Annotated in this window: 27 protein-coding genes and 1 tRNA gene; 15 read left to right on the forward strand and 13 right to left on the reverse strand. The window is 68.8% G+C overall.

All coding sequences use genetic code 11. From position 1 onward, the window contains the following. Window positions 1-26 precede the first annotated feature (26 nt). The gene (locus PL79_RS11315; RefSeq protein ID WP_044846381.1) at window positions 27-1,505 is read right to left on the reverse strand and encodes an amidase; all 1,479 of its coding nucleotides are present in this window, start codon (window positions 1,503-1,505) and stop codon (window positions 27-29) included. 81 nt (window positions 1,506-1,586) lie between these two features. Next, a complete protein-coding gene (locus PL79_RS11320; protein WP_044846363.1) occupies window positions 1,587-2,279 on the reverse strand; it encodes a dienelactone hydrolase family protein in 693 nt (230 codons plus the stop codon). 270 nt (window positions 2,280-2,549) lie between these two features. Here PL79_RS11320 and PL79_RS11325 point away from each other — a divergent pair, with 270 nt between their 5' ends. Both PL79_RS11325 and PL79_RS11330 read left to right on the forward strand, forming a co-directional pair. Further along, entirely contained in the window at window positions 2,550-3,629 is a 1,080-nt protein-coding gene (locus PL79_RS11325) for an NAD(P)H-dependent flavin oxidoreductase (protein WP_044846362.1), read from the forward strand. A 439-nt stretch (window positions 3,630-4,068) separates the two neighbouring features. Then, window positions 4,069-5,211: a branched-chain amino acid ABC transporter substrate-binding protein gene (locus PL79_RS11330; protein ID WP_044846361.1), complete on the forward strand. Its 1,143-nt coding sequence runs from the start codon at window positions 4,069-4,071 to the stop codon at window positions 5,209-5,211. Between the two features lie 83 nt (window positions 5,212-5,294). Here PL79_RS11330 and PL79_RS11335 read toward each other — a convergent pair whose 3' ends face one another. Further along, entirely contained in the window at window positions 5,295-6,509 is a 1,215-nt protein-coding gene (locus PL79_RS11335) for an MFS transporter (RefSeq protein WP_044846360.1), read from the reverse strand. A gap of 20 nt (window positions 6,510-6,529) precedes the next feature. Here PL79_RS11335 and PL79_RS11340 point away from each other — a divergent pair, with 20 nt between their 5' ends. The 4 genes from PL79_RS11340 to PL79_RS11355 all read left to right on the forward strand — a co-directional run bounded on the left by PL79_RS11340 (window position 6,530) and on the right by PL79_RS11355 (window position 9,486). Further along, a complete protein-coding gene (locus PL79_RS11340; RefSeq protein WP_044846359.1) occupies window positions 6,530-6,787 on the forward strand; it encodes a hypothetical protein in 258 nt (85 codons plus the stop codon). Next, window positions 6,784-7,443 (forward strand): HugZ family pyridoxamine 5'-phosphate oxidase, encoded by a 660-nt coding sequence (locus PL79_RS11345; RefSeq protein WP_044846358.1) that lies wholly within the window; start codon window positions 6,784-6,786, stop codon window positions 7,441-7,443. Before PL79_RS11340 ends, PL79_RS11345 begins: the two co-directional genes overlap by 4 nt. 353 nt (window positions 7,444-7,796) lie before the next feature. Further along, window positions 7,797-8,090, forward strand: a complete 294-nt coding sequence (locus PL79_RS11350; RefSeq protein WP_044846357.1) for an H-NS histone family protein — start codon at window positions 7,797-7,799, stop codon at window positions 8,088-8,090. A 238-nt stretch (window positions 8,091-8,328) separates the two neighbouring features. Further along, window positions 8,329-9,486: a cation diffusion facilitator family transporter gene (locus tag PL79_RS11355; RefSeq protein ID WP_044846356.1), complete on the forward strand. Its 1,158-nt coding sequence runs from the start codon at window positions 8,329-8,331 to the stop codon at window positions 9,484-9,486. 27 nt (window positions 9,487-9,513) lie between these two features. Here the strand turns inward: PL79_RS11355 and PL79_RS11360 are convergent, their stop codons facing one another. The 3 genes from PL79_RS11360 to PL79_RS11370 form a co-directional block, all read right to left on the reverse strand. Continuing rightward, window positions 9,514-9,984, reverse strand: a complete 471-nt coding sequence (locus PL79_RS11360; protein ID WP_006477376.1) for an Lrp/AsnC family transcriptional regulator — start codon at window positions 9,982-9,984, stop codon at window positions 9,514-9,516. 79 nt (window positions 9,985-10,063) lie between these two features. Next, window positions 10,064-10,723, reverse strand: coding sequence for an exonuclease (locus tag PL79_RS11365; RefSeq protein ID WP_044846355.1), 660 nt, complete (start codon window positions 10,721-10,723; stop codon window positions 10,064-10,066). Next, window positions 10,720-11,364: an MBL fold metallo-hydrolase gene (locus tag PL79_RS11370; RefSeq protein WP_044846354.1), complete on the reverse strand. Its 645-nt coding sequence runs from the start codon at window positions 11,362-11,364 to the stop codon at window positions 10,720-10,722. Before PL79_RS11370 ends, PL79_RS11365 begins: the two co-directional genes overlap by 4 nt. A 662-nt stretch (window positions 11,365-12,026) precedes the next feature. On the opposite strand from PL79_RS11370, the gene PL79_RS11375 reads away from it, so the two are divergent. Next, on the forward strand, window positions 12,027-12,638 hold the full coding sequence (locus tag PL79_RS11375) for a septal ring lytic transglycosylase RlpA family protein (protein WP_044846353.1): 612 nt from the start codon (window positions 12,027-12,029) through the stop codon (window positions 12,636-12,638). Between the two features lie 95 nt (window positions 12,639-12,733). On the opposite strand, the gene rsmI is transcribed toward PL79_RS11375, so the two are convergent. Beyond that, window positions 12,734-13,612: a 16S rRNA (cytidine(1402)-2'-O)-methyltransferase gene (gene rsmI / locus PL79_RS11380; RefSeq protein WP_044846352.1), complete on the reverse strand. Its 879-nt coding sequence runs from the start codon at window positions 13,610-13,612 to the stop codon at window positions 12,734-12,736. A gap of 46 nt (window positions 13,613-13,658) precedes the next feature. Here rsmI and PL79_RS11385 point away from each other — a divergent pair, with 46 nt between their 5' ends. The 5 genes from PL79_RS11385 (at window position 13,659) to PL79_RS11405 (ending at window position 16,111) form a co-directional block, all read left to right on the forward strand. Further along, entirely contained in the window at window positions 13,659-14,087 is a 429-nt protein-coding gene (locus PL79_RS11385) for a YraN family protein (protein WP_193759843.1), read from the forward strand. A 127-nt stretch (window positions 14,088-14,214) separates the two neighbouring features. Further along, a complete protein-coding gene (locus PL79_RS11390; RefSeq protein WP_044846350.1) occupies window positions 14,215-14,799 on the forward strand; it encodes an SIS domain-containing protein in 585 nt (194 codons plus the stop codon). 17 nt (window positions 14,800-14,816) lie between these two features. After that, complete coding sequence (locus PL79_RS11395) at window positions 14,817-15,614, forward strand: BON domain-containing protein (RefSeq protein WP_044846349.1); 798 nt, start codon at window positions 14,817-14,819, stop codon at window positions 15,612-15,614. Beyond that, window positions 15,611-15,970, forward strand: coding sequence for a c-type cytochrome (locus tag PL79_RS11400; RefSeq protein WP_044846348.1), 360 nt, complete (start codon window positions 15,611-15,613; stop codon window positions 15,968-15,970). The genes PL79_RS11395 and PL79_RS11400 overlap by 4 nt, the downstream gene beginning before the upstream one ends. Window positions 15,971-16,035: 65 nt before the next feature. Next, a tRNA-Ala gene (locus tag PL79_RS11405) sits at window positions 16,036-16,111 on the forward strand. 69 nt (window positions 16,112-16,180) lie between these two features. On the opposite strand, the gene PL79_RS11410 is transcribed toward PL79_RS11405, so the two are convergent. From PL79_RS11410 to PL79_RS11420, 3 genes are all read right to left on the reverse strand, one after another. Next, window positions 16,181-17,578 carry an enolase C-terminal domain-like protein gene (locus tag PL79_RS11410; protein WP_044846347.1) on the reverse strand — a complete coding sequence of 466 codons (1,398 nt, stop codon included), beginning with the start codon at window positions 17,576-17,578 and terminating at the stop codon, window positions 16,181-16,183. Between the two features lie 62 nt (window positions 17,579-17,640). After that, on the reverse strand, window positions 17,641-18,981 hold the full coding sequence (locus PL79_RS11415; RefSeq protein WP_044846380.1) for an MFS transporter: 1,341 nt from the start codon (window positions 18,979-18,981) through the stop codon (window positions 17,641-17,643). Window positions 18,982-19,227: 246 nt separating this feature from the next. After that, window positions 19,228-20,202: a LysR substrate-binding domain-containing protein gene (locus tag PL79_RS11420; protein ID WP_044846346.1), complete on the reverse strand. Its 975-nt coding sequence runs from the start codon at window positions 20,200-20,202 to the stop codon at window positions 19,228-19,230. 38 nt (window positions 20,203-20,240) lie between these two features. Between PL79_RS11420 and PL79_RS11425 the strand changes: the two genes are divergently transcribed. From PL79_RS11425 to PL79_RS11435, 3 genes are all read left to right on the forward strand, one after another. Next, the gene (locus tag PL79_RS11425) at window positions 20,241-20,972 is read left to right on the forward strand and encodes a glutathione S-transferase family protein (RefSeq protein WP_044846345.1); all 732 of its coding nucleotides are present in this window, start codon (window positions 20,241-20,243) and stop codon (window positions 20,970-20,972) included. 127 nt (window positions 20,973-21,099) lie between these two features. After that, window positions 21,100-21,726, forward strand: a complete 627-nt coding sequence (locus PL79_RS11430) for a DUF2239 family protein (protein ID WP_044846344.1) — start codon at window positions 21,100-21,102, stop codon at window positions 21,724-21,726. 16 nt (window positions 21,727-21,742) lie between these two features. Next, window positions 21,743-23,080, forward strand: a complete 1,338-nt coding sequence (locus PL79_RS11435) for a carotenoid oxygenase family protein (protein ID WP_044846343.1) — start codon at window positions 21,743-21,745, stop codon at window positions 23,078-23,080. Between the two features lie 13 nt (window positions 23,081-23,093). On the opposite strand, the gene PL79_RS11440 is transcribed toward PL79_RS11435, so the two are convergent. Genes PL79_RS11440 through PL79_RS11450 form a run of 3 tightly spaced genes read right to left on the reverse strand, consistent with a single transcriptional unit; the run spans window position 23,094 to window position 26,144 of the window. After that, window positions 23,094-24,260 (reverse strand): ABC transporter permease, encoded by a 1,167-nt coding sequence (locus PL79_RS11440; protein ID WP_044846342.1) that lies wholly within the window; start codon window positions 24,258-24,260, stop codon window positions 23,094-23,096. Window positions 24,261-24,272: 12 nt separating this feature from the next. Beyond that, window positions 24,273-25,427, reverse strand: coding sequence for an ABC transporter permease (locus PL79_RS11445; protein ID WP_044846341.1), 1,155 nt, complete (start codon window positions 25,425-25,427; stop codon window positions 24,273-24,275). A gap of 18 nt (window positions 25,428-25,445) precedes the next feature. Further along, window positions 25,446-26,144: an ABC transporter ATP-binding protein gene (locus PL79_RS11450; protein WP_044846379.1), complete on the reverse strand. Its 699-nt coding sequence runs from the start codon at window positions 26,142-26,144 to the stop codon at window positions 25,446-25,448. Window position 26,145 lies beyond the last annotated feature (1 nt).

A 26,145-nucleotide genomic window follows, 5' to 3' on the forward strand; every position in this document is an offset into this window, starting at 1 on the left:
CGGCCGGTCCGCCCGCCGCGCCGGCGTCAGCGCTGCGCCTGCATCAGCGGCGGCCGCCGGTCGAACCACGGCCGCGCCTGTTCGAGCTGGCGCGCGAGTTTCAGCAGCAACGCATCGTCGGCGTGGCGCGCGACGAACTGCACGCCGATCGGCAGCCCGCGCGCGTTCCACCAGAGCGGCACCGACATCGCCGGCTGCCCCGTCAGGTTGAACAGCTCGGTGCAGCCCGCCCACGCGAACGCCTTCTCCGACGCCTTCGCGAGCATCTCGCGCAGCAGCGGTTTCACCGGCAGCGCGCCGAGCAGCTTCATCTGCGCGGCTTCGAGCGGCGTCGGCTGCAGCTCGCCGATCTTGACCGGCGGCCCCGCGAGCGTCGCGCACAGGATCGCGTCGTAGCGCGACACGAGGCCCGCGACCTGCACGGTGAGCTGGCGCTGCCATTCGAGCACGTCCGGCAGGCGCGCGCGGGCGACGCGCTTGCCGACGACGGCCATCGCCCACGTCGCCGGCTCGAACTCCGCGCGCTTCGGCGTGCGTCCGGTCAGCGCGCGCGCACCCAGCACCAGCTCCTCGGCGATCGTCGCCCACAGCGTGAGAAAGGTTTCGGCCGCGCGTGCGTAGTCGATGTGCAGCGTCGCCGGTTCGACGTGATGGCCGAGCGATTCGACCAGCGCGGCCGCGTCGTCGAGCGCCGCGCGTGTGTCGCCGGCGAGCGCCGGCGCGAGCATCGGGTCGACGACGAGGCCGATCCGAAGCGGGCCGGGCGGCGCGTCGAGCGCGCCCAGAAAGGTGCCGGGCGCGCCGGGCGGCAGCGTCTGGCCGGTCGTCACGTCGAGCAGCAGCGCACTGTCGCGCACGCTGCGCGACACCGCATGCTGGACGACCAGCTCGCCGTTCGAAGGCAGGTCGACCAGCACCGGATTGCGGCTCGGCTTCAGGCCGAACAGCCCGCAGCACGACGCGGGGATCCGGATCGAGCCGCCGCCGTCGGACGCATGCGCGAGCGGCACGATGCCGGCCGCGACGGCCGCGGCCGCGCCGCCGCTCGAGCCGCCGGGCGTGTGATCGATGTCCCACGGATTGCGGCACGCGCCGAACAGCTCGGGTTCGGTGTACGGCATCTGGCCGATTTCCGACGTGTTGGTCTTGCCGAACACGTTGAGCCCGGCCGCGCGGCTGCGCGCGATCAGCGGCGAATCGTCGGCGGGGGCGAAGTAGCGGTAGTGCCGGCTGCCCATCGACAGCGGCAGCCCGGCGACCGCCGCGCCCAGATCCTTGACGAGATACGGGACGCCCGCGAACGGCGCGTCGGTGCCGGTGTCGCCGGCCTGCTCGGCCCGCTTGCGCGCGGCGTCGTAGTCCTGCAGCACGATCGCGTTGATCGCGCCGTTCACCGCCTCGGCCTGGCCGATCGCGGCGTCGAGCAGTTCGCGCGGGCTCGCCTTGCGTTCGCGCACGAGCGTGGCGAGGCCGATCGCGTCATGCGCGAGATAGTCCGAGTGCATCGCGGTCACCCCCGTTGTGACTCGTGGCGATGAAAGGAGGATAACGCGGGCCCGGCGCGCCGGACCCGCCGCCGGCGGCCTTTACAGGTGCTCGGCGAGGAACGTCAGCGTGCGGCCGTGCGCGAGCGCCGCGGCGCGCTGGTTGTACGACGCGCGGTCGGTGCAGTTGAAGCCGTGTTCGGCGCCCGGGTACAGGTGGAACGACGCGTTGTGGCCGCCCGCGAACGCGGCCTTCACCTGCTCGACGGCGGCGAGCGGGATCGCGTGGTCGTTCTCCGCGTAGTGGAACAGGATCGGCTGCGTGATCTTGCCGGCGAGGTCGAGCGCATTCTGGATGCCGCCGCCGTAGTAGGCGACCGCCGCATCGACCTTGCCGGCCGCGGCCGCGCGGTACGCGAGCTGGCCGCCGAAGCAGTAGCCGATCGCGGCGACCTTGCCGGCGACTTCGGGGCGCGCGCGCAACGCGTCGGCGGCCGCGCCGATGTCCGCGACCGCGAGGCCGACGTCGGTCTTCTTCATCAGCTCGATGCCCTTGTCGCGATCGGCGCCTTCGTAGGTCAGTTCGACGCGCGGCTGCGTGCGCCAGAACACGTCCGGCGCGAGCGCGACGAAGCCGTCGGCCGCGTACTGGTCGGCGACCGCGCGAATGTGCGCGTTCACGCCGAAGATTTCCTGGATGATGATGACGGCAGGGCCCTTGCCGCGCTTGGGCAGCGCGAGATAGCCGCCGAAGCTGTCGTTACCGGTCGGGATGTCGATCCATTGGGCTGTCACGTTTGAACTCCTGGCGAACGGGCGCGCGACATGCGCGCCGCGGATGGAAATGGAGGCGGCCCAGTGTGCCACCAATCCCCGGACGCTGCAGCGCGCGCAAGCGGCGCGCCGGCCGGGTATGCGCGGCTCGAACCCGCGTGCCGAACCCGCTTCTCGCGCAGCGATCGTTTCGATCTCGATTATTCATTTTTCGGCGGCGGGCGGCTTCGATAGAGTCGAAGTGTCGGCCTTTACAAAGCGCTTTCGCGCATCGCCCCCGAAGGATTCGCCATGCCAGCCCGTACATTTTCCACCCCGTTTTCCGAACGCTTCGGCCTGCGCCTGCCGCTCGTGCAGGCGCCGATGGTCGGCGCGACCACGGCCGCGATGGTCGCGGCCGCGTCCAATGCCGGCGCGCTCGGCAGTCTCGGCGCCGGCGCGTTCGAGCCGGACCGTCTCGCGACCGAAGTCGCCGCGATTCGCGCGGCGACGTCGCGTCCGTTCGCCGTGAACCTGTTCGTGTTGCCCGAGGCCGCGCCCGACGCGGCGACCGTCGCTCGCGCGCTCGCCGCGATCGATCCGTTGAACGCGACGCTCGGGCTGCCGCCGGGCAGCGCGCCCGCGCGTTACGCACCCGACTTCCGCGCGCAGCTCGACGCGCTCGTCGCGCTGCGCGTGCCGGTCGCGAGTTTCACGTTCGGCGTGCTCGACGCGGCCGACGTCGCGCGCCTGAAGGCCGCCGGCACTTACGTGATCGGCACCGCGACGCACGTCGCCGAAGGGCTCGCGTGGCGGGCGGCCGGCGCCGACGCGCTGTCCGCGCAGGGCGCCGAAGCCGGCGGCCATCGCGGTACCTTCATCGGCCCGGCCGACGATGCGCTGATCGGCACGCTCGCGCTGGTGCCGCAGCTCGTCGATGCGACCGGGCTGCCCGTGCTCGCCGCGGGCGGCATCATGGACGGCCGCGGGATCGCCGCCGCGCTCGCGCTCGGCGCGCAGGGCGCGCAACTCGGCACCGCGTTCCTGACGTGTGCGGAAAGCGCGATCGCGGCGGACTGGAAGGCGCGGCTGCTCGCGAGCGCCGATACGTCGACGCAGGTCACGCGAGCGATCACCGGCCGCCATGCGCGTGGCTTGCGCAATGCGCTGATGATGCGGCTCGGCGAGCGCGTGGCCGATGCCGCGCCGTATCCGGTGCAGAACGCGCTGACGCAGCCGCTGCGCCAGGCCGCCGCGCGCGCGAATGACGGCGACTACCTGTCGCTGTGGGCCGGGCAGGGCGCGCCGCTCGCCAGGCGGCGCGACGCCGCGCTGACGACGTCGCAGCTCGTCGACGCGCTCGACGCCGAATGGCGCGCGGTGCCTGCGTAAACGATTCGACGGCCGCCGGAGCGGCTCGCGTCGGCGCGCGAAACGTGCGCGTTGTCACGCACGTTTCATTCAATGATCCCGCGCACAAAATACCGAATCGAAATGACACGGGAATGCTTTAAATCAACCTTTCGCGAGGCCGCGTGGAACTAGCGGAAACCCTTATCCGGCGGGGCTTGCGGCGACATTCGAGCAGTCATTCCAAAGCGCCCGTATCGGTAGTGTTACCACTACCCCAAAAAAGTCCCACAAATTAATTTGATCACCTACACTTGCGCGCAAGTACGGGCGGGCGGCTGCTAAAAGCGGTTGCTTCCCACGTGCTTGAGGCCAAGTGCATGAACGATGCAACCGGCGAATCGTCCAGTGAATGCAAACACAGGGATGGCAGCGGGGCACCGGGCGATGGCGTTTATTGGGACCGAAACTGGAGACTTACATGAATATCAAGATGCAAAAGCTGTTGCCTATCACCGCAGCGGCGATGCTGTGCGTTGCAGCGGCAAGCAACGCGGCCGCCGATCAAGTCGTCAAGATCGGCCACGTCGCGCCCTTGACGGGCGGTATTGCACACCTGGGCAAGGACAACGAAAACGGTGCACGTCTCGCAGTCGAGGAGATCAACGCCAAGGGTCTCACGATCGGCGGCCAGAAAATCACGCTGCAACTCGACGCGCAGGATGACGCGGCCGACCCGCGCCAGGCCACGCAGGTTGCGCAGAAGCTCGTCGACGACAAGGTCGTCGCGGTGGTCGGCCACCTGAACTCGGGCACGTCGATCCCGGCCTCGAAGATCTACAGCGATTCGGGCATCGTGCAGATCTCGCCGTCGGCGACCAACCCGGCGTACACGCAGCAAGGCTTCAAGACCACGTATCGCGTGGTGGCGACCGATGCGCAGCAGGGCCCGGCACTCGCGAACTACGCGCACTCGAAGGGCATCAAGAGTGTCGCGGTGGTCGACGATTCGACCGCTTACGGCCAGGGTCTCGCGAACGAGTTCGAGAAGAAGGCGAAGGCGCTCGGCCTGAAGGTGATGTCGCACGACGCGACCAACGACAAGGCGGTCGACTTCCGCGCGATTCTGACCAAGATCAAGGGCGAGAATCCGGACGCGATCATGTACGGCGGCATGGACGCCACCGGCGGCCCGTTCGCGAAACAGGCGAAGCAGCTCGGCCTGCGCGCGAAGATCCTCGCGGGCGACGGCGTGTGCACGGAGAAGCTGGCCGACCTGGCCGGCGACGCGACCGACAACGTCGTGTGCTCGGAAGCCGGTGCTTCGCTCGAGAAGATGGCGGGCGGCGCGGCGTTCAAGGCGAAGTACGAGAAGCGCTTCGGCCAGCCGATCCAGATCTACGCACCGTTCACGTACGACGCCGTGTACATCATCGTCGATGCGATGAAGCGCTCGAACTCGACGGATCCGGCGAAGATTCTCGCTGCGATGCCGGCGACGAACTACTCGGGCGTGATCGGCACGACGACCTTCGACTCGAAGGGCGACCTGCAGCACGGCGTGATCTCGCTGTACAACTACAAGAGCGGCAAGAAGACGCTGCTCGACGAAGTGAAGATGTAAGCTGAACAGCGGTCGACAGAAGGGGTGAAAGCGCGCCTGCGGCAACGCAGGCGCGCTTTCTTTTTGGCGCGCCCGCCGCGCGGTCAGATCTTCAGGTGTGCGAGGACCTTCGGTGCGACGGCCGCGACGAGCGCCGCGCACAGCGCGACGACCGCCAGCCCGATGGTCAGGTTCGCCGTCTGCGCGACCGCGCCGATCACGACCGGACCGAACAGCAGTCCGAAATACGCGAGCCCGGCCACGTGCGCGAGGCCTTCGGCCGCGTGGATGCCTTTCACGCGCGCGGCGGCGGCGAACAGCACGGGCATCATGTTCGCGAGGCCGAGACCCATCAGCGTGAAGCCCGTCAGCACGGCGATCGGGTTCGGCAGCAGCAGTGCGCCGATCATCCCGGCGCACGCGAGCGACGCGCTCGCGAACACGAGCTGCGGCGCGCCGAAGCGCGCGCGCACCGCGTCGCCGGCGAAACGCGCGACCGCCATTCCGCCGGAGAACGCCGCATACGCGGCGCTCGCGAGCGCGGGGCTCGCCGCGACGACGTCGCGCATGTAGACGGTCGCCCAGTCGTACATCGCGCCTTCGGCGATCAGTGCGATCAGCGCGATGCCGCCGAGCATCCACAGCGCGGGTGAGCGCCAGCGGTTGCCGCCGCCGTGCGCGTGTTCGTGATGCGGCACGTGCGGCAGCACGGCCGGGCTCGCGGCGAGCAGCACCGCGGCGCTGACGGCCGCCGCGAGCGCGAGATGCACGGCCGGCGCCATGCCGGCCGACAGCAGCGCGCCGCCGGCCGCCGCCCCCGACATCCCGCCGATGCTGAACATCCCGTGCAGCGACGACATGATCGGCTTGCCGAGCGCGATCTCGACCGCGCTCGCCTCGGCATTCATCGCGACGTCGAGCGTCGCCATCGAGAAGCCGAACAGCGCGAGCACGACGAGCAGCATCCAGTAATCGGGGACCACGAGGATCAGCGCCGCGCAGGCGGACATCACGAGCCCGCCCGCGAGGCACGCGGTGCGCGAGCCGACGCGCGCGATCCAGCGCGCGATCGTCAGCATCGCGGCGATCGAGCCGCCCGCGACCGCGAACAGCGCGATCGACAGCAGGCCCGGGCTCAACGCGAACTTGTCGCGCACGGTCGGCACGTGCACGCCCCACGACGCGTACATCATGCCGGCGACGAAGAACAGCGCCATCGTGGCCGTGCGTGCGCGCTGGCGGACCGGCAACGCCAGCACGCGATGCGCGTCGGGCGGCGCGGAAAAGTCGGACGAGGATCGGGAGGAGGATTCGGACACGGAACGCTCTTGAATGGACGATGCGCGGGCGCGTCGCGCCCGTCGGATTCGTCCGATTCTATCGAACCGTTTACGGTCTTGCCGGCGCGCTGGCCGTGCGGCCGGTCGTGATCGGCGCGCACTTCGCCTTCACGCGGCGCGTCGGCCATCCGGCCGATGCCCGGCAAGCCGCCGCCGCGGGTAACATCGATGCGCAGGCGGCGTGCCCGACGCGTTCCGGCGCGGCCCGCCTTCGCCACCCTTGCCATCAGGCCTTCCGAACGCAGGAGTCACCGTGAACATCGATCCCGTCCTTGCCCTGCACCTGCTGCATCGCTGCGCGCTCGGCACGCTCGCGACCCACGCGCGCGACCCGCAAGGCTTTCCCTATCCGACGGTCGTGCCGTTCGCACCCGATGCGGATCATCGGCCCGTGATTCTCGTGAGCGGCCTCGCCGAGCACACACGCAACCTCGCCGCCGATCCGCGCGCGGGCTTCCTGGTCGTCGACGCGCCGGACGGCGACGTGCTGAACGCCGAGCGCGCGACGCTGCTCGGCCGCTTCGTGCCGCTCGGCGACGCGCCGCATGTCGCCGCGCGCTACCTGCGCTACGAACCCGACGCCGCGCGCTATCTCGCGCTCGGCGATTTCACGTTCTGGGCGCTCGAGATCGAGCGGCTGCGCTATATCGGCGGATTCGGCCGGATGGGCTGGGTGGACGGCACCGGCCTCGATGCGCTGCCGCCGCTCGGGTTCGACGACGAACGGGCGTTGTGGGACGCATACGACTCGAGCGCTGCGCGCCGCGCCGGGCTCGACCTGCTCGGCGTCGACCGCCACGGCGCCGACTGGCGCTGCGACGGCCGCCGTGTGCGCACGCCGTTCGACCCGGTGCCCGGCGATGCCGGCGCGCTGCGCGAGCGGTTGATGGCCTGCGCGCGGGATGTGACGTGAGGCCGCGGATTCAGCTTTGTCTGTTTAGCGTCACGCGCCGTACGATTTTCGCAAACATGTCGCCGGATGAAAGCTTTGATTTTTCCGAATGCGGGTAATTGCGTATGTTGATAGACCTATTTCCGGATCGGTAATGTCCTAATCTCTATGCAAGCGCGTAAAAATTTGAGAAAAGGCCGTGGCCGGTCAAAATGACATGCGTGAATTACAATTGGTCTCGGGATTTTCATGAATCCTGCTTCTATCAAATCTTTTTTGTGCTAATCTCTGCCTTCAAAATCCGAGGCACAAATATTTCATGAATGGTGAGCCGGCAGCAGATCGGCGCCATTGGTCATATCGAAAGGGAAACTATGTCTTCTTACAAGGACCTGCTGGCCCAGCGGGAGAAGCTGGAGAAGCAAATCGAAGAAGCGAAGTCGCGCGAATACGCCGAAGTGCTGAATGACGTGAAGCAGAAAATTGCCGACTACGGCTTTTCGCTCGCCGAACTCGGCCTCAGCCGCGCGAAGGTAGGCAAGGTCGGTCGTCCGCGCGCAGGCGTGGCAGCGAAGTACCGCGATCCGGAAACGGGCGCGACGTGGTCGGGCCGTGGCAAGCCGCCGCGCTGGATCGCCGGCAAGGACCGTGAACAGTTCTCGATTTAAACGGCTGTTTAAATCATTGCCTCGAAAAGAGCCGCGTATCCGTGCAGGAGCGCGGCTTTTTTGTATCGTGGGATCGGAATGTATGCGTTCTGTCATGGAAATGTCAGAAACGGCGCGTGAATGAAAATGCGACCCGTTCGCATAAGCGATTGATTTAAATGGAAAATTTGGGGTTATCGGAATGCCCCGCGAGGGTCGTTTGGTAGAATTACGTATCCCAACCGATATCTCGTATTTCATGTCCACGTTTTCCGACGACGCACAAAGCGCAGATAAGCACGCGGTCGCGCGCAAGAGCACCCTCGTCAGTATCGTGCTGAATGTGGTGCTTGCGACGTTTCAGATCGTCGTCGGCGTGGTTGCGCATTCGCAGGCATTGATTGCCGATGGTATCCATTCGATTTCCGATTTGATCTCGGATTTTGTCGTACTGGTTGCGAATCGCCATAGTGGCGCATCGCCGGATGCCGATCACAATTACGGACATAGCCGCTACGAGACCGTCGCGTCGCTGTTTCTCGGCGCGATCCTGATCGCGGTCGGCATCGGCATGCTCTGGCGCGCCGGCAACCGTCTCGTGAATCTCGAAAACATTCCGGCTGTCCATTTTTCCGCGCTGATCGTCGCGCTCACGGTGCTCGTGTCGAAAGAGGCGCTGTTCCGCTACATGCTGCGCGAGGCGCGGCGCGTGCGTTCGGCGATGCTCGTCGCGAACGCATGGCATGCGCGCTCGGACGCCGCATCGTCGCTCGTCGTCGCGATCGGTATCGTCGGCAGTCTCGCCGGCGTGCGGCTGCTCGACCCGATCGCCGCCGCGATCGTCGGCTTCATGGTCGCGCGCATGGGCTGGACGTTCGGCTATGACGCGCTGCAGGACCTGTCGGATCGCGCACTCGACACCACCGACACGGCCGAGATCCGCGCGCTGCTCGCCGCGACGCCGGGCGTGCGCGACGTGCACGACCTGCGCACGCGCAAGATGGGCGATGCGGCGCTCGTCGACGCGCACATCCTCGTCGATCCGATGATCTCCGTCTCCGAAGGGCATTACATCGCGGAAACCGCACGAGCGCGCGTGCTGCGCGACCCGCGCGTGCTCGACGCGCTGATCCACGTCGACCCCGAGAACGATGTGGCGCGCCGTCCGGCGCTCGCGCTGCCGCCGCGCGCCGAGATCGCGGCGCGGCTCGAGGCCGCGCTCGCGCAGCGCGGGCTGCATCCGGCCGCGATCAACCTGCACTACCTGAGTACGGGGCTCGAGATCGACGTGACGCTCGACGCCGGCGCGGGCGACACCGACGCGGCACTGGCCGGCCGGCTCGATGTCGACGCGCTGAAGCGCCAGTTCGGCGCGCGCCGGATCGGCTTCACGCGCGGGCTGCCGGCGCAGGCGTGAGCGGCGCCCGCGACCGCGGGCCGCGCGTTACAGCGGCAGTTGCGTGTCGAACTTGATTTCGCGCAGCACGACGCTCGTGCGCACCTGCGACACGGCCGGGATCTTGAAGATCCGTTCGTGCAGGAAGACGTCGTAGGCCTTGATGTCGGGGGCGACGATCTTGAGGATGTAATCGGCTTCGCCCGTCGTGCTGTAGCACTCGGTGACTTCCGGGCAGGTCGCGATCTCGCGCTCGAACTGTTCGACGCCGCCTTCGTTGTGGCGGGTCAGGTGCACGTGCGCGAGCGCACAGACGTGCAGGCCGAGCTTCTCGCGATCGAGCAGCGCGGTGTAGCGCTGGATCACGCCGGACTGTTCCATGTCCTTGATGCGGCGCCAGCACGGCGTACTCGACAGGCCGACCTGGTCGGAGATTTCCTGCACGGAACGGCGCGCGTCGAGCTGCAACAGGCGAAGGATTTTTTGCGAAAAGGAATCGAGCGTCACCTGCGCCTCCATGCGGCAGCTACAACACGCTGAATGTTAGAGGCCCGGGAAAGGAAAGGCAATCTGGCGGCGCGCCGTTGAGCGAGATTCGCTAATTTGCCCGCGGATCCGTTGGGTTTTGTCCCGCTCCCGCCTGTTCCGACCGATCGGTGTCGGCCACCGCGAGGCCCGCGAGCGCGGCTTGCTGGCGGCGCAGGTCGGCGAGCATGTTGCAGAACAGCGCGCCTTGCTCGATCGCATCGTCGAGCGCGACGTGCGTGTGCGGATGATCGTCGAACCAGTGCTTCGGAAAGCGCGGCTTGATCGCCTTGCGGTACGGCAGGCCCGTCATCGCGAACGCGAGCGTCTTGATGTCGAGCGCCGACCACGAGAACGGGCAGCGTCCGGCGAAGTGCATCATGTACCAGAACATGAACGTGAAATCGAAGCCGGCCGGCATCGCGACGAACACCGGCTTGCCGGGCAGCGCCTCGACCCATTCGACGTACGCGACGAGCGCGGCCGCCGGCGCCTGCAGGTCGCGCCGGCACGCGGCCCACGCTTGCGGCTCCGTCTTCCACCACGCTTCCTGCACCGGATGGGCCTGCGCGCCGGGCAGCGTCTCGAGGTTCGCGGAGAACGTCGCGATCAGCTGCTTGTCCTCCGTATAGGCAGCCGACGCGAAGCTCAGCATCGAGTGCGGGCCGGGAATCGGCCCGTCGGCCTCGACGTCGGTGCTGACGTAGATTTCGGGGATGGCGGTCTGGTTCATCCGAACACCTTGTCGGACACGAACGGATTCGTGCGGCGCTCGTCGCCGAAGGTCGACACCGGGCCGTGGCCCGGCACGAACGTGACGTCGTCGCCGAGCGGCCACAGCTTCTCCTTGATCGAGCGCACGAGGTCCGCGTGGTTGCCGCGCGGGAAATCGGTGCGGCCGATCGAGCCGGCGAACAGCACGTCGCCGACGATCGCGACGCGATGCGCGCGGCTGAAGAACACGACGTGGCCGGGCGTGTGGCCGGGGCAGTGATAGACCTCGAGCGTTTCGTCGCCGAACTGCACGGTGTCGCCGTCGTTCAGCCAGTGGTCCGGCTCGAACGTTTCGGCGGCCGGGAAGCCGAAGCGCTGGCTCTGCATCGGCAGTTGCTCGATCCAGAAGCGCTCGTCTTCCTGCGGTCCCACGATCGGCACGCCGTAGTGCGTCGCGAGTGCCTTCGCGCCCGCGCAGTGATCGACGTGGCCGTGCGTGAGCAGCACCTTCTCGACCTGCACGTTCTGCCGCGCGATCTCCTGTTCGATCCGTTCGAGATCGCCGCCCGGATCGACGACGGCGGCGCGGCCGGTCTTTTCGCAGACGAGCAGCGAGCAGTTCTGCTGGAACGGCGTGACCGGAATGAGCGTGACTTTCATGGAGGCACCGCGGCGGCTAAAAGGAGCGATTGTACCGGTCGCGCGCGCGGCATGCCGGCCCTGCGGTGCGGTGTCGGACGCCGCTCGTGCGGGCAATCCCGGAGCATCCCGATTGTTACAGCCATAGCGAGAATCAATGGTCCGGACGGGGGCCTTTTCGAGACAGGCTTTTGGTTTATGTATAATGCGCCCCATTGCGCGTGAATTTCACGCAATTCGCTGGTGTTTCGACCCCGTTAAACGGGGTGTCGGATTCACCGTCAAGCATCGACCGCCGGGGAGTCCGGCGGTGTATCCAGCACCGAGCATTCGGTGCTCACGTCTTGTCCGGCCGGGTGCTGCGCGCCCGTCTGCGGCCCTGCTGCCGCGCCGCCGGATGAGGCCTGTGCCGCCGTTCCTGTGCGTTGGCTGTACGCGACGCGCGCGAACCTGAAAGCCATGTTCGATGGCGGCATGTGGGGTCTGGTCAGGCTGCCGGGGACAGGTTGCGCCAGACGTGAAAACTAATCAGGACGGTTGCGGCAGAAACGAAAGCCGCGCCCATGCTAGCCGCCTGCTCGCGTAGCCGAGCGGGGCGTGCACGCATTTGCCGTCCGGGCCGCATATCTGCGTTGTTGAGCAGCGTTGTACTGGTGCGGCCCGAACCAGAAGGCGACACGTCGATGAATTTTCGATTTCCGACTCGATTCGGGACCATTGCTTTATTTTTTGCGCTGACGGGCTGTGCGGTGCCACCCAGCCAGACCACCGGCAGCGACAACCAGAAGAACGCGGCCAACAAGACGGCCGCGGCCGCGAAAGCGGATGACGACAAGCAGCAACTGAATTTCGATTCCGCGCTGGCATCGATGCCGGCTGCCGACAGCAAGGACGCGAAGAAGTCGTCGCTGGCGGACGCCGAGCCGATCGACGGCAAGGATGTGTCCGACTTCCGCCAGACGGGCCGGGCATCGTGGTATGGCCGGGATTTCCACGGCCGCCGCACCGCGAACGGCGAGCGCTTCAACATGAACGCGCTGACCGCCGCGCACCGCACGCTGCCGCTGTCGTCGTACATCAGGGTGACGAACGCGTCGACCGGCAAGTGGGTCGTCGTGAAGGTCAACGATCGCGGGCCGTACAAGCGCGGCCGCGTGCTCGACCTGTCGTATGCCGCTGCCCGGATGATCGGCCTCGTGCACGCCGGCACGGGCCGCGTGAAGATCGAAGGGCTGTCGCCGCAGGAAGCGCGCGAGGCACGCGACGAAATGTTGGCGTCGGTCTCGGCGAGGTAACGCGGCGGTTCGTCCGCCTACGCAAAAGGGCTGCCTTCGGGCAGCCCTTTTGCATTTCCGCGTGCCGGGAGGCAGAGGCTGTCCGTGCTCGCGCGTCAGCCTTCCTTCAGCACCAGCGCGCGCGCATACAGCGCGTTGCGCGACGCGCCCGTCAGCGCGGCCGCGAGCTTCGCCGCGCTCTTCACCGGCACTTCTTCCAGCAGCAGCTTGAGCAGCGCGTCGTGCGCGGTGTCGTCGGCTTCGCCGCCGTCGGCCGGCGCGCCTTCCACGACCAGCACGAACTCGCCGCGCTGCCGGTTCGCATCGCCGTCGAGCCAGCTCTGTCCTTCGGCCAGGGTGCCCTGGAACAGCTGCTCGTGTAGCTTGGTGAGCTCGCGCGCAATCAGCAGCCGGCGCGCGGGGCCGAACACGTCGGCGAGGGCGGCGACGGTGTCCGCGATCCGGTGCGGCGCTTCGTAGAACACCAGCGCGTACGGGTGCTGCACGAGCGCCTGCAGCGCGCTCGCACGCTGCTTCGCCTTCGGCGGCAGGAAGCCCGCGAACGTGAACGTGCCGGCCCAGTCGCCCGCCACGCTGAGCGCGGTCACGGCCGCGCTCGCGCCCGGCAGCGGAATCACCGCGAAGCCGGCCGCGCGCACGGCGTCGACGAGCCGCGCGCCCGGGTCCGAAATGCCGGGCGTGCCGGCGTCCGACACGTACGCGACGCGTTCGCCGGCGCGCAGCAGCTCGATCACGCGCAGCGCGGCTTCGCGTTCGTTGTGCTCGTGCACGGCGACGAGCGGCTTCGAGATCCCGTAGCGGGCCAGCAGCTGGCCCGTGTTGCGCGTGTCTTCGGCCGCGATGCGGTCGGCGAGGCCGAGCACGTGCAGCGCGCGCAGCGTGATGTCGGCGGTGTTGCCGATCGGCGTCGCGACCACGTAGAGCGCGGCGTCCGGGTAGTGCTGTGTTTGCGCGAGTTCGAGGAGGGCAGTCATGGCAGGCAATGCGCGCAATCGCGGCGCAAGCGGAACAAGGACGGCATTGTGCCACGCGGCGCCGGCCGCGCCGGGCGGCGAGCGCGGTTTGCCGCCCGGCGGCGGCAACTTTTCCGGCGCGGCGCGATCCAGGTCGGTCGGCGCGACGTTCGAGCAGCGCGCGCGGCAGTTCCTGGAGCGCCGCGGTCTCGCGTTCGTCGCGGCGAACGTGACGATGCGCGGCGGCGAACTCGACCTCGTGATGCGCACGCCCGACGGCACGCTCGTGTTCGTCGAGGTGCGCGCGCGGCGCAGCACGCGGCACGGCGGCGCGGCCGCGAGCATCGGCTGGCGCAAGCGGCGGCGTCTGGTTGCGGCCGCGCTTCATTTCTGGGTACGGCATGGCGCGGGTGCCGCGTGCCGTTTCGACGTCGTCGCGTTCGAGGCCGGCCGGCTCGAGTGGCTGCGCGATGCATTTCGTGCCGACGATGCGTAGCCGCGAGCTGTGACGAGATGTAAAGAGTTCTCGTCATACCCCCGGAGAGGGTGCCGGAGTGCGGTAAACTCGCCGCACCCATGACGTTGCGCGCGGTGTGCCCACGCGCCCAGTTCACCAGGAATCGATGTCAGTCGAACGTATTCAGCAACATTTCCGTGACAGCGCCGCGCTACACGCCGAAGCGGCCGACGCGCTGTCGCTGCCGATCGCAGCCGCGGTCGATGCGATGTTCGCCGCGCTGGCGAACGGCAACAAGATCGTCGCGTGCGGCGACGGCCCGTCGGCCGCTGCCGCGCACTACCTCGCCGTGTCGCTCGTCGGCGGCTTCGAGCGCGAGCGTCCGGGCCTGCCCGCGATCGCGCTGGCCACCGATGCGTCGCAGGGCGGCCTCATGGGGGCATCCGCCGCCGACCAGCTGTTCGCGCAGCAGGTGCGCGTGCTCGGGCAGACCGGCGACATCCTGCTGGTGCTCGACGCGAGCGGTGCGTCGCCGCGCGTGCTGGCCGCGATCGACGAGGCGCACGAGCGCGAGATGACCGTCGTCGCGCTGACGGGTGGCGACGGCCAAGCCGTCGCGGCCGCGCTGTCCGATACCGATATTCCGATCAGCGTGCCCGCCTCGCGCGCGGCGCGCGTCCATGAAGTCCATCTGCTGACCATCCACTGCCTGTGCGACGGCATCGACGCGATGCTGCTGGGTGAGGATTGAACGAAGGAGAGCCGTCGATGAACCAAAGCCGCGTCAAACAGACGCTCGTCAGAACCACGTTGCTCGCCGCGCTGACGGCGGGCCTCGCGATGTCGCTGCAGGGTTGCGTGCTCGGCGTGCTGGGTGCGGCGGCCGGCGGCGGCGCGCTGATCGCGACCGATCGCCGCACGCTCGGCGCGCAGACCGAGGATCGCGAGATCCAGGTCAAGTCGCTCACGCAGATCAACAACGGGCTGCCGGACCAGTCGCACGTGAACGTGACGGTGTTCAACCGCCGCGTGCTGCTGACGGGCGAAGTGCCGAACGACGCATCGAAGCAGCGCGCCGAGGAAATCGTGCGCGGCATCAACAACGTGAACGGCATCGTCAACGAGCTGTCGGTCGAGCCGGCATCGTCGCTGTCGTCGCGCGCGAACGACTCGTATCTCGAAGGACGCGTGAAGTCCGAGTTCATCGCGACGAAGGGGCTGTCGGCGAACTACTACAAGGTCGTCAGCGAGCGCGGCAACATCTACCTGCTGGGTCTCGTGACGGTCGACGAAGGCAATCGCGGCGCGGATGCGGCGAGCCAGGTGCCGGGCGTCGAGAAGGTCGTGAAGGTGTTCCAGTACATCCAGCCGCAGGACGCGCAGGCACTGCAGGCCGCGTCGCCGAGCGGGGCATCCGGCGCGCAGCCCGCCGCCGCGCCCGCGGATGCCGCGACGGTCGGTGCCGTGCCCGATGCGTCGGTCCAGTCCACGCCGCTGCAACCGCCGGCGCCGATCTCGAATTCGTCGAGCGTGCATCCGGGTAACCCGAAGGCCACGCCGCAATGAAGTCGACGCAGATGAAGTTGAAGCAATGGATGGTGCAGGGCGCCGCGGCGGCCGCGCTCGCGGCCGGCGCGCTCGGCACGGCGCATGCGGACGTCGGCGACGGCCTGAAGGTCGCGCGCGGCAATGCCTGCATGGGCTGCCACGCAGTGGACCGCAAGCTCGTCGGTCCGTCGTTCAAGGACATCGCCGCGCGCTACAAGTCCGATCCGCAGGCCGTCGCGAAGCTGTCGAAGAAGGTGAAGGACGGCGGCTCCGGCGTGTGGGGCGCGATTCCGATGCCGGCACACCCGCGCATGAGCGACGCGGATCTGCGCGCCGTGGTCGAATGGGTGCTGGCCGGCGCGCCGTCGAAGTGACGCGCCGGGGTGACGGAACCCCTATTGCCAAGCGCGGAAATGCATGTGTATGATGGTTGTCTGTTGGGGCGGTAGCTCAGCTGGGAGAGCGTCGCGTTCGCAATGCGAAGGTCGGGAGTTCGATCCTCCTCCGCTCCACCAACGGATTCCGAAGGGCCCGGTCGCAAGACCGGGCCCTTTTGTTTTTCCGCGTGTCCCGCTCCGCCGCCGTCACCCCCGCCCGAAACTCGGCCGCTTCGGATCGTACGTCCAGCCCGGCACCAGATACCGCATCGCCATCGCATCGTCGCGCGCCGTGCCGCCGACCTCGCGATACAGCGCATGCGCGGCCTCGACCTGCGCCATGTCGAGCTCGATCCCGAGCCCCGGCCGCTCCGGCACGGCCACCTGGCCGCCGACGATCTCGAGCGGCTCGCGCGTGAGCCGCGCGTCGCCTTCCTGCCAGATCCAGTGCGTGTCGATCGCGGTGATCGTGCCGGGCGCCGCCGCGGCCGCATGCGTGAACATCGCCAGCGACACGTCGAAGTGGTTGTTCGAGTGCGAACCCCACGTGAGCCCCCAGTCGCGGCTCAGCTGCGCGAGCCGCACCGAGCCCTGCATCGTCCAGAAGTGCGGATCGGCGAGCGGGATGTCGACCGCCTGCAGCCGCACCGCATGATCCATCTGCCGCCAGTCGGTCGCGATCATGTTGGTCGCGGTCGGAATGCCGGTCGCGCGCCGGAACTCGGCCATCACCTCGCGGCCCGAATAACCGGCTTCCGGCCCGCACGGATCCTCCGCGTACGCGAGCAGATGACCTTGCCCGCGACACAGCGCGACCGCTTCGTCGAGCGACCACGCGCCGTTCGGGTCGAGCGTCGCGCGCGCGTCGGGAAAGCGCGCCTTGATCGCCGCGATCGCTTCCATCTCGTCCGCGCCGGCCATCACGCCGCCCTTCAGCTTGAAATCGGCGAAGCCGTAGCGCTCGACCGCGGCCTCGGCCTGCTGCGCGATCGCGGCCGGCGTGAGCGCGGCTTCGTTGCGCAGCCGGAACCACGGATCGGCGGCGTGCGTCTCGTCGCGATACGGCAGGTCGGTGCGGCGCCGCTCGCCGATGTAGAACAGGTACGCGAGCATCGGCACCGCGTCGCGCTGCTGGCCTTCGCCGAGCAGCGCCGCGACCGGCACGTCGAGATGCTGGCCGAGCAGGTCCAGCAGCGCGGCCTCGATCGCGGTGATCACGTTGTCGAGCCGCAGGTTGATCTCGTGCGGCTGGCGCAGCACGGCCGCCTCGCCGGCCGACGTCACCTCGTGCCGGATCGTCCGGCCGGCCGTCGCACCGGCGCCGGACAACGCCGCGCGCACCGCGTTGAGCGTCGCCTGGTAACGCCCGATCGACTGGCCGACCACGAGGCCGGTCATCCGCTCGAGCGCCTGGCGGATGCCTTCGCCGCCGGGCACTTCGCCGACGCCCGTGTGGCCGCTGCTGTCGTCGAGGATCACGAGGTTGCGCGTGAAATACGGCGCGTGCGCGCCGCACAGGTTCAGCAGCATGCTGTCGCGGCCGGCGACGGGGATCACCTGCATGCGCGTGACGCGCGGCGTGCCGGCACAGCGGGATTCGGACATCGGTTCGCTCCTGGTTCCGGTGATGCACGGGCCGCCGGATGCGCCGGCGCGGCCCGCGCCGTTCAGTTCAGCTCGACGCGGCGGATCTCGCCGACGACGAACAGGTAGCAGATCACGGCGACCAGCGCGTGCGCGACGACGTACACCAGCGCGCCGTTGAACGAGCCGCTGCGGTCGACGATATAGCCGATCGCGATCGGCGTGGTGATGCTGGAAAGATTGCCGCACGTGTTGAGCAGCGCGCCGCTCAGGCCGGCGATCTGGCGCGGCGCGGTGTCGGCGTTGACGGCCCAGCCGAGCGCGCCGAGCCCCTTGCCGAAGAACGACAGCGCCATGAACAGCACGACCACCACGTGCGAATCGGTGTAGTTGCAGACGATCATCGACATCGACAGCAGCATGCCGATCACGATCGGCACCTTGCGCGCGACCGACAGCGACTGGCCCTGCTTGAGCAGCGCGTCGGACACGATGCCGCCGAGAATCCCGCCGAGGAAGCCGCACACGGCGGGGATCGACGCGACGAGCCCCGCGTTGAGGATCGACATCCCGCGCGCCTGCACGAGATAGACGGGGAACCACGTGATGAAGAAGTAGGTGAGCGCGTTGATGCAGTACTGCGCGACGTACACGCCGACGAGCATCCGGTTCCCCAGCAGCGCCTTCACGTGACGCATCGACGGGCCGCCGTCGCGCGCGCCGGTCGCCTGGTCGATGTTGACGAGCGCGCCGCCTTCGGCGAGGTAGTCGAGCTCCGCATCGTTGATACGCGGGTGCGCCTTCGGGTCGTACATCGTGCGGTTCCACACCAGCACGAACGCGAAGCCGAGCACGCCCATCACCGCGAACACCGACTGCCAGCCGTACGCGTGCACGAGCCAGCCCATCAGCGGCGCGAACACGACGGTCGCCGCGTACTGCGCGGCATTGAAGATCGCCGACGCGGTGCCGCGCTCCGCGGCCGGGAACCAGGTGGACACGATCCGGCTGTTGGCCGGGAACGACGGCGCCTCGGCCGCGCCGACCAGGAAGCGCAATCCGAACAGCAGCGCGAACGCGGCCGCGCCGCCGAAGAAGCCGATGCCGCCCTGCAGCAGCGTGAACAGCGACCAGAAGAAGATGCTGAACGCATAGACGATGCGCGACCCGAAGCGGTCGAGCAGCCAGCCGCCCGGCAGTTGCGCGATCACGTACGACCAGCCGAACGCCGAGAAGATGAAGCCCATCTGCACGTGGCTCAGGTGCAGCGCGCGGGCCAGCGCCGGGCCCGCGATCGCGATCGCCGCGCGATCCGCGTAGTTGATCGTCGTGACCGCGAACAGCACGGTCAGCACGAGCCAGCGCACGCGGGTGCGCCGGGCCGTTGCCGACGCGGACGCCGGCAATGCGTGAAGCGGATTCATCAGTGTCTCCTCCGAAGGGCGGAAGGTGCCGTCGTGCGGCTGCGCGTCGGGTGCGCGCATTTTTTCGTGGCGGTGTTGCCGGCCGGTGGCCGGAAGTTGGACGCCGATGCCCGGGGGCGCGGCGTCCGGATCATTCTGTCACGGCGAAATATGCGCTTTCATGCCAATTACTGACTTGATCGATTCAGGAATTGAATCGATTGGAGGCGGGCGCGAATTGTGGGCGCGATTCGGCGGAAGGCCCGTTCACGCGTGCGCGTCGTCCGGGCCGGCGCCGTGGTGGGCCGCGACATGTTCCGCGAGAAACTCGACCGCGGCGCGCACGCCAGGCAACTGGCCGCGCCGGTGCGGCATCAGCAGTGTGGTCGTGACGGTGCCGGCCCGCCAGCCGGGCAGCACGCGCACGAGCGCGCCCGACGCGAGCGCGGCGCCGGCGATCCAGTCGGGCAGGCATGCGATCCCGAGGCCGGCCGTCGCGGCCTGCAGCAGCAGCGTCGACTCGTCCGCCTGCATCCGGATGCGCGGGGCGACGTCGACGGTGTCGCCGGCGCGCAGCAGCCGCCATGGCTGAGGACCTGGATGAAGCCCGTCGTGCCGCGCGAGGTCGGCCGGCGCGTCCGGTGTGCCGGCACGCGCGAGATACGCCGGCGACGCGACGGCGATGATCGACGACGTGGCCAGCGGCCGTTGCACGAGTGCGGAATCGGGGAGCGGCGCGAAATGACTGCGAACCGCGATGTCGAAGCCTTCCTGCGCGATGTCGACGAGCCGGTCGCTCGCGTGAATCTGCAGCAGCAGCTTCGGGTGCGCGATCGCCAGCGCCGGCAGGCATGGCGCGAGGATGTGCTGCGCCACCGGCACCGAACTCGTGATCCGCACGACGCCGGCCGGTTCGGCCGCCTGCCGCAGCACGGCGTCGCGCGCGCTTTCGGCCTCGATCACCGCCGCGCGCGCATGCTCGAAGAATTCGGCGCCGACCGGCGTCAGCCGGAAGCTGCGCGACGTGCGATGCACGAGCCGCGCGCCGAGCGTGCGCTCGAGCTCGGCCACGCGCTTGCTGACCGTCGATTTCGGCAGGTCGAGCCGACGTGCGGCCGCCGACATGCTGCCCGCGTCGACCGCCTGTACGAAGAGGTAGAGATCGTTCAGATTCACTGTCAGCGTCCACCAGGAGAAACGACGGGTTTCGATTCTAGCGGCTACTGCGCGATCGTTCGTCATGGGAGCATGATTGCTCGATCAACTTCTGCGAAATCCCCATGTCTCCGATCCTTCTCTACGGCATTCCCGCCGGCTGCTCGTTCGGCTCGATCGTCGCGCTCGAATGGGCCGGCCGGCCTTACCGGCTGTCGCGCATCACGATGCCGGGCCTCGTGACGAGCGACGCGTTCCTCGCGCTGAACCCCGCCGCCGAGACGCCGGCGTTCGTGACCGCGAACGGCGACGTGCTGACCGAAAGCGTCGCGATCCTCGGCCATGTCGGCGCACAGGCACTCGACAGCGGCCTCGCGTTCCGCCAGGGCAGCGCGGATTTCGACCGTCTGAACCGTATGCTCGCGTGGTTGAACACGACGTTCTTCAGCGCGTTCGGCGCGCTCTGGTACGTGTACGAACACGGCGCCGAAGGCGCCGAGAAAGCCGTGCTGCAGGCATACGGTCGCGGCAAGGTGCTGAAGGCGCACCGTCACCTCGAAGCGCTGCTCGAGCGCGGCGACGGTCCGTGGCTGCTCGGCGCGCAACGCACGCTGGCCGACGCGTATTTCGCGGGAATCGCCCGCTGGGCCGACTATCACGCGGTGTTCGAGCAGGATGCGTTTCCGCACGTCGCCGCGCTGCGCGCACGGCTCGCCGACGACGCCGGCGTGCAGTTCGCTCACGCGATCGAGGAAAACCGGCCGCTACCGGCGTCGTCGGCCTTCGAAGGGCATGTGTCGCTCGACGATGCGCTCGCCAGCGCGCGCGTGACCGCGATGCCGGCAGCGACGCCCTGAAGACCGGACAGCGCGCTCGCCCGACGCGCGCACGGCGTCGGCAAATTTTTACCCGGGTGATATTGACATTCAATTTATACCCGGATAAAAATAGCGTCATTCCGATTTCTGCCCACGGGCGACCACGATGACGCTCTCCACACTTCTCCCTTCCTACACGGCGTTCGACGGCCACCGGCGCGTCGCGTCGGGCCCGCTCGCCACGGTGGCGGTCGCGGTCCGGCAGGCGGCCGGCGACGCCATGTCCGGCACGATCGTGATCTTCGACGACGCGACCGGCCGCTCGATCGACCTCGACCTGCGCGGCACGGCGGACGATATCCGCGCGCGTTACGCGGCTGCGCCGGGCGATGCATCCGCGCCCGCCGCGCAGGGAGGCGGGGCGGGCGAACAACGCGGCCGCGGCCGTCCGAAGCTCGGCGTCGTCTCGCGCGAGGTCACGTTGCTGCCGCGTCACTGGGAGTGGCTCGCCGCGCAGCCGGGCGGCGCGTCCGTCGCGCTGCGCAAGCTCGTCGAGGACGCGCGGCGCACGCATGCGGCGGCCGACCGGCGCCGCGACGCGCAGGCGCGCGCCTATCACTTCATGTCCGCGATCGCGGGCGACCTGCCCGGTTTCGAGGAGGCCGCGCGCGCGCTGTATGCGAACGACCTCGCGCGGCTGGCCGAGTGGGTCGCCGGCTGGCCGGACGACGTGCGCGACCATGCGCTCGCGCTGGCGCGCGGCGATCTGCCGCCGTCGACCGAAGACTGCTGAAGGAGCACACGACGCGATGACGACGTTCGATCTGAACCACGGCGCGATCGCGCCGGTCGCCGACGAAGCCGACCTCGTCGACCTGCGCGTGACCGGCACGATCCCGCCCGAACTCGACGGCACGCTGCTGCGCAACGGCCCGAATCCGCCGGGCGGCCGTTTCGAAGGCAACGACGTGCTGTCGTGGTGGCCGGAAGCGGCGATGCTGCACGCGATCGCGTTCGAACGCGGCCGCGCCGCGGGTTACCGGAACCGCTGGGCCCGCACGCGCCGCTGGGCCGATGTTCACGCGCCGGAGCAGGCGCCGCATCTGCCCGACACGAATCCGAACGTGAACGTGCTGCAGCACGCGGGCGAATTGCTCGCGCTGGCCGAAGGCGGCGCGCCGCTCGCGATCACGGCCGCGCTCGACACGCTCGGTGCGCCCGCGCGGCACGCGGCGTTCGGCGGCGCGATGACCGCGCATCCGAAGGTCGATCCGGTGACCGGCGAACTGATCCTGTTTCGCGCGGACTGGCGCGCGCCGTGGCTGCGCTACGGTGTCGCGGACGCGCAGGGCGTGCAGCGCGTCGACCTCGCGGTCGACGTGCGCGCGCCGTCGATGATGCACGACCTCGCGATCACCGAGACCCGCAGCCTGCTGCTCGACCTGAACGTGGGTTACGACTTCGCGATGCTGAAGCACGGGCACCGGATGCCGCTGCGCTGGCACGACGACCGCGACGCGCGGATCGGCGTGATGCCGCGCCACGGCGGCGACGTGCGCTGGTTCGGGATCGAGCCGTGCTTCATCCAGCACGTGGTGAACGCGTACGACTGCGATGCGTCGTGCATCGTGCTCGATGCGGTGCGCTATCCGTGGTTCCTGCGGCTCGACGCGCGCACCGGCCGGTTCGCCGACAACCCGGTCGGCGAACTGTGGCGCTACGTGATCGATACCGCGAACGGGCTGGTCGACGAGGGGCCGCTCGCCGATGGGGGCATCGAGCTGCCGCGCATCAACGAAAGCCGGACCGGGCGCCGCTACCGTTACCTGTATGCGGCCGAGCAGCCGAACCACACCGAGATGCGCGGCGTGATGCGCTTCGATCACATGCGCGGCACGACGACGCGTTACGCGGTGCCGGCCGGCGACCAGAATGGCGAGCCGGTGTTCGTGCCGCGCCCGGGCGGCACCGACGAGGACGACGGCTGGCTGCTGGTGGTGGTCTACCGCGCGGCGACGGATACGAGCGACGTCGTGATCCTCGATGCGCGCGCGATCGACGCGGCGCCGGTCGCGACCGTGCACCTGCCGCGCCGCGTGCCGGCCGGGTTCCACGGCGCGTGGGTGCCGAGCGAGCGCCCAGCGTGAGCGGCCGCGCGCGTCACTGCGCGCGCAGCGCGTCGACGATGCTCAGCCGCGCGGCGCGCATCGCCGGCAGGAACCCGCCGACGAGCCCCATCACGAGCGAGAACAGCAGCGTCTTCACGACGATCGCGGGCGTCAGCACGAAACGGAACGACAGGTCGGAGAAAGTCTGGAAGTTGGTCGTCGAGAACGACGCGAACTCCATCAGCGACGCGCACGCGAGCCCCGCGACGCCGCCGACGAAGCCGAGCAGCAGCGCCTCCAGCATGAACGCGGCAAGCACGTTCATGCGCTTGAAGCCGAGCGCGCGCAGCGTACCGATCTCGGCGGTGCGGTTCGCGACCGATGCATACATCGTGATCATCGCGCCGATCATCGCGGCGATCGAGAAGATCGTCGACAGCGTGATGCCGAGGATGTTGATGAAGGTCGACAGCGCCTTCGACTGGTCGCCGTAAAACGTCTGCTCGCGCTTCGCTTCGTCGGTGAGGCGCGGGTCGACGTCGATGTCGGCCTTGAAGCGCGCGAAACCGTCGGCGCTCGGGATGCGCAGCACCATCGACGAATAGCTGGTGCGCCGGAACGACTGCATCAGCTGGTCGACGTCGCCCCAGATCTCCGAATCGAAGCCGCTGCCGCCCGCGTCGAAGATGCCGACGACGGTCCAGTCGCGCTGCGCGAAATGCAGGCGGTCGCCGAGCTGCGTGCCGCTGAAGCCTTTCGCGATCGCGCTGCCGACGACGATCTCCGACGAGCCCGGCGTGAACGTGCGGCCGGCGACCAGCTTCACGCGCGGCCGCAGCGCGAGGCCGGCCGGCGACACGCCGCGGATCACGACGTTGGACGGCTTGCCGGTCGACGTCTTCACGAGCGAGATCAGCACGACGGCTTCCTTCGACACCTGCGGCCGGCCGTCGGGGCCGAGCGCGACGGCCGGATGCATCTCGAGCGCGTTGGCCTGCTGGTGGTCGATCGCGCTCTGGATCTCGGTTTCCGCGCCCTTGCGGATCACCACGACGTTGTCGGGTTCGCCGGTCGACACGAGCGTCTGCGTGAGCCCCGCGTCGAGCATCTGCACGGTCGCGAACACGAAGATCACCAGCGCCATCCCGCCCGCGGTGAGCGCGGTGGTGAGCCGCCGGGTCCACAGGTTGCGCGCGATGTAGGTGAGCGGAATGGCCATCGATGCGCGCCTCTAGCCGATCGCCCGCAGGCCTTCGACCACGCGCACGCGTGCCGCCTGCCACGCCGGCACCAGCGCGGCCGCGAAGCCGACCGCGATCGAGCACGCGGCCTGCAGCGCCATCGTCCCGTCCGACACCCTGAACACCGGAAAGATGCCGCCCGCGGCCTGCTTGAAGAGGCTCGCGGCCGGCGGCGTCGCGAGCATCCCGAGCCCGCCGCCCGCCACCGCGATCACGACCGATTCGCCGAACACGAGCAGCGCGAGAAAACCGGGGCCGAAGCCGAGCGCCTTCAGCGTCGCATATTCGGCGGTGCGTTCGCGCGCGCTCATCGCCATCGCGTTCGCCATCACGGCCATGATGATCAGGATCACCACGTACGACACGACGCGGATCGCCGCGATGATCTGGTTCGACATCGCGACGAAGCCGAGCTGGAACGCCTGTTCGGTCTCGGTCAGCGTTTCGGCGAGCGAGTTCCTGAACACCGCGTCGACGTTGCGCGCGATCGCGGCGCCGTCGTCCGCGTGCGCGACGCCGAGCACGAACACGCCGACCTGGTCGGCCTGCTTCGGCGTGCGCTTGCGCACCGTCTCGTTCAGGTAGTCCCAGTGGAACACCAGCTGGCGCGTGATCGTCGAGTCGTCGCGGCCGTCGAGAATGCCGCGCACGACGAAATCCCACGTGCCCGGATAGATCGTGCCCTTCAGCGGAATCACGTCGCCGACCTTGAAGCCGAACTGCGTCGCGAGCTGGCGCCCGACCAGGCAGCCGCGGCGGTCGCGGACGTAGTCGGCGCGCTGCTGCGCCGGGAGGATGAATTCCGGATACAGGTCGAGGTAGTTTTCCGACACCGCGAAGCTCGCGAAGAAGTTCTTCGGGTCGCGGTAGATGCCGCCGAACCAGTTCGAGCGGACCACGGCCGTCACGCCGTCGACGCCGCGGATCCGGTTCTCGTAGCTGACCGGCAGCGGGAACACGAGCGAGATCGCGTTGCGCGTGACGAGCCGGCCGCTCGACGCGGCGGCCGCGCCCGCGTACCACGCGTCGACGACGGTGTGCAGCAGCCCGAACGCCAGCACCGCGATGGTCAGCCCGAGCACGGTCAGCAGCGTGCGCAGCCGGTGCCGCAGCGCGTTGCGCGCGATCAGCTTGAACACCATCATCGCGCGCGCTCCCGTCCGTCAGACGGCGTGCCCATCGATCAACTCTCCTTTCTCCAGATGCACGAGCGACTGCGCGGCGGCAGCCGCGTGCGCATCGTGGGTCACCATGATGATCGTCTTGCCGAGCTCCGCGTTCATCCGCTGCAGCATCGCGAGCACGTCGGTGGCCGACGCGCGGTCGAGGTCGCCGGTCGGCTCGTCGGCGACGATCAGCAGCGGGTCGGTGATCAGCGCGCGCGCGATCGCGACGCGCTGCTGCTGGCCGCCCGACAGCTCGGACGGGTAATGGCTGGTCCGGTCGCCGAGATTCACCATGTCGAGCACCAGCTCGACGCGCTCGCGCCGTTCGCGGCGCGACAGGTGCGTGAGCATCAGCGGCAGCTCGACGTTCTCGAATGCGGTGAGCACCGGCATCAAGTTGTAGAACTGGAAGATGAAGCCGACGTTCGCCGCGCGCCATTCGGCCAGTTGCGCTTCCTCGAGCCGCGAGATGTCGAGGCCGCCCACGCGCAGCTCGCCGCTGTCGGGCCGGTCGATGCCGGCGACGAGATTGAGCAGCGTGCTCTTGCCGGAACCCGACGGCCCCATCAGCGCGACGAAGTCGCCTGCGCCGATGTCGAGCGTGATGTCGGTCAGTACCGGCACGACCTGGTTGCCGCGCCGGTACGACTTCGCGACGTGGCTGATCTCGACGAGGGGCGGCGAGGCGTCGTTCACG

The organism is Burkholderia sp. USMB20 (assembly GCF_000949135.2).
Lineage (GTDB): Bacteria > Pseudomonadota > Gammaproteobacteria > Burkholderiales > Burkholderiaceae > Burkholderia.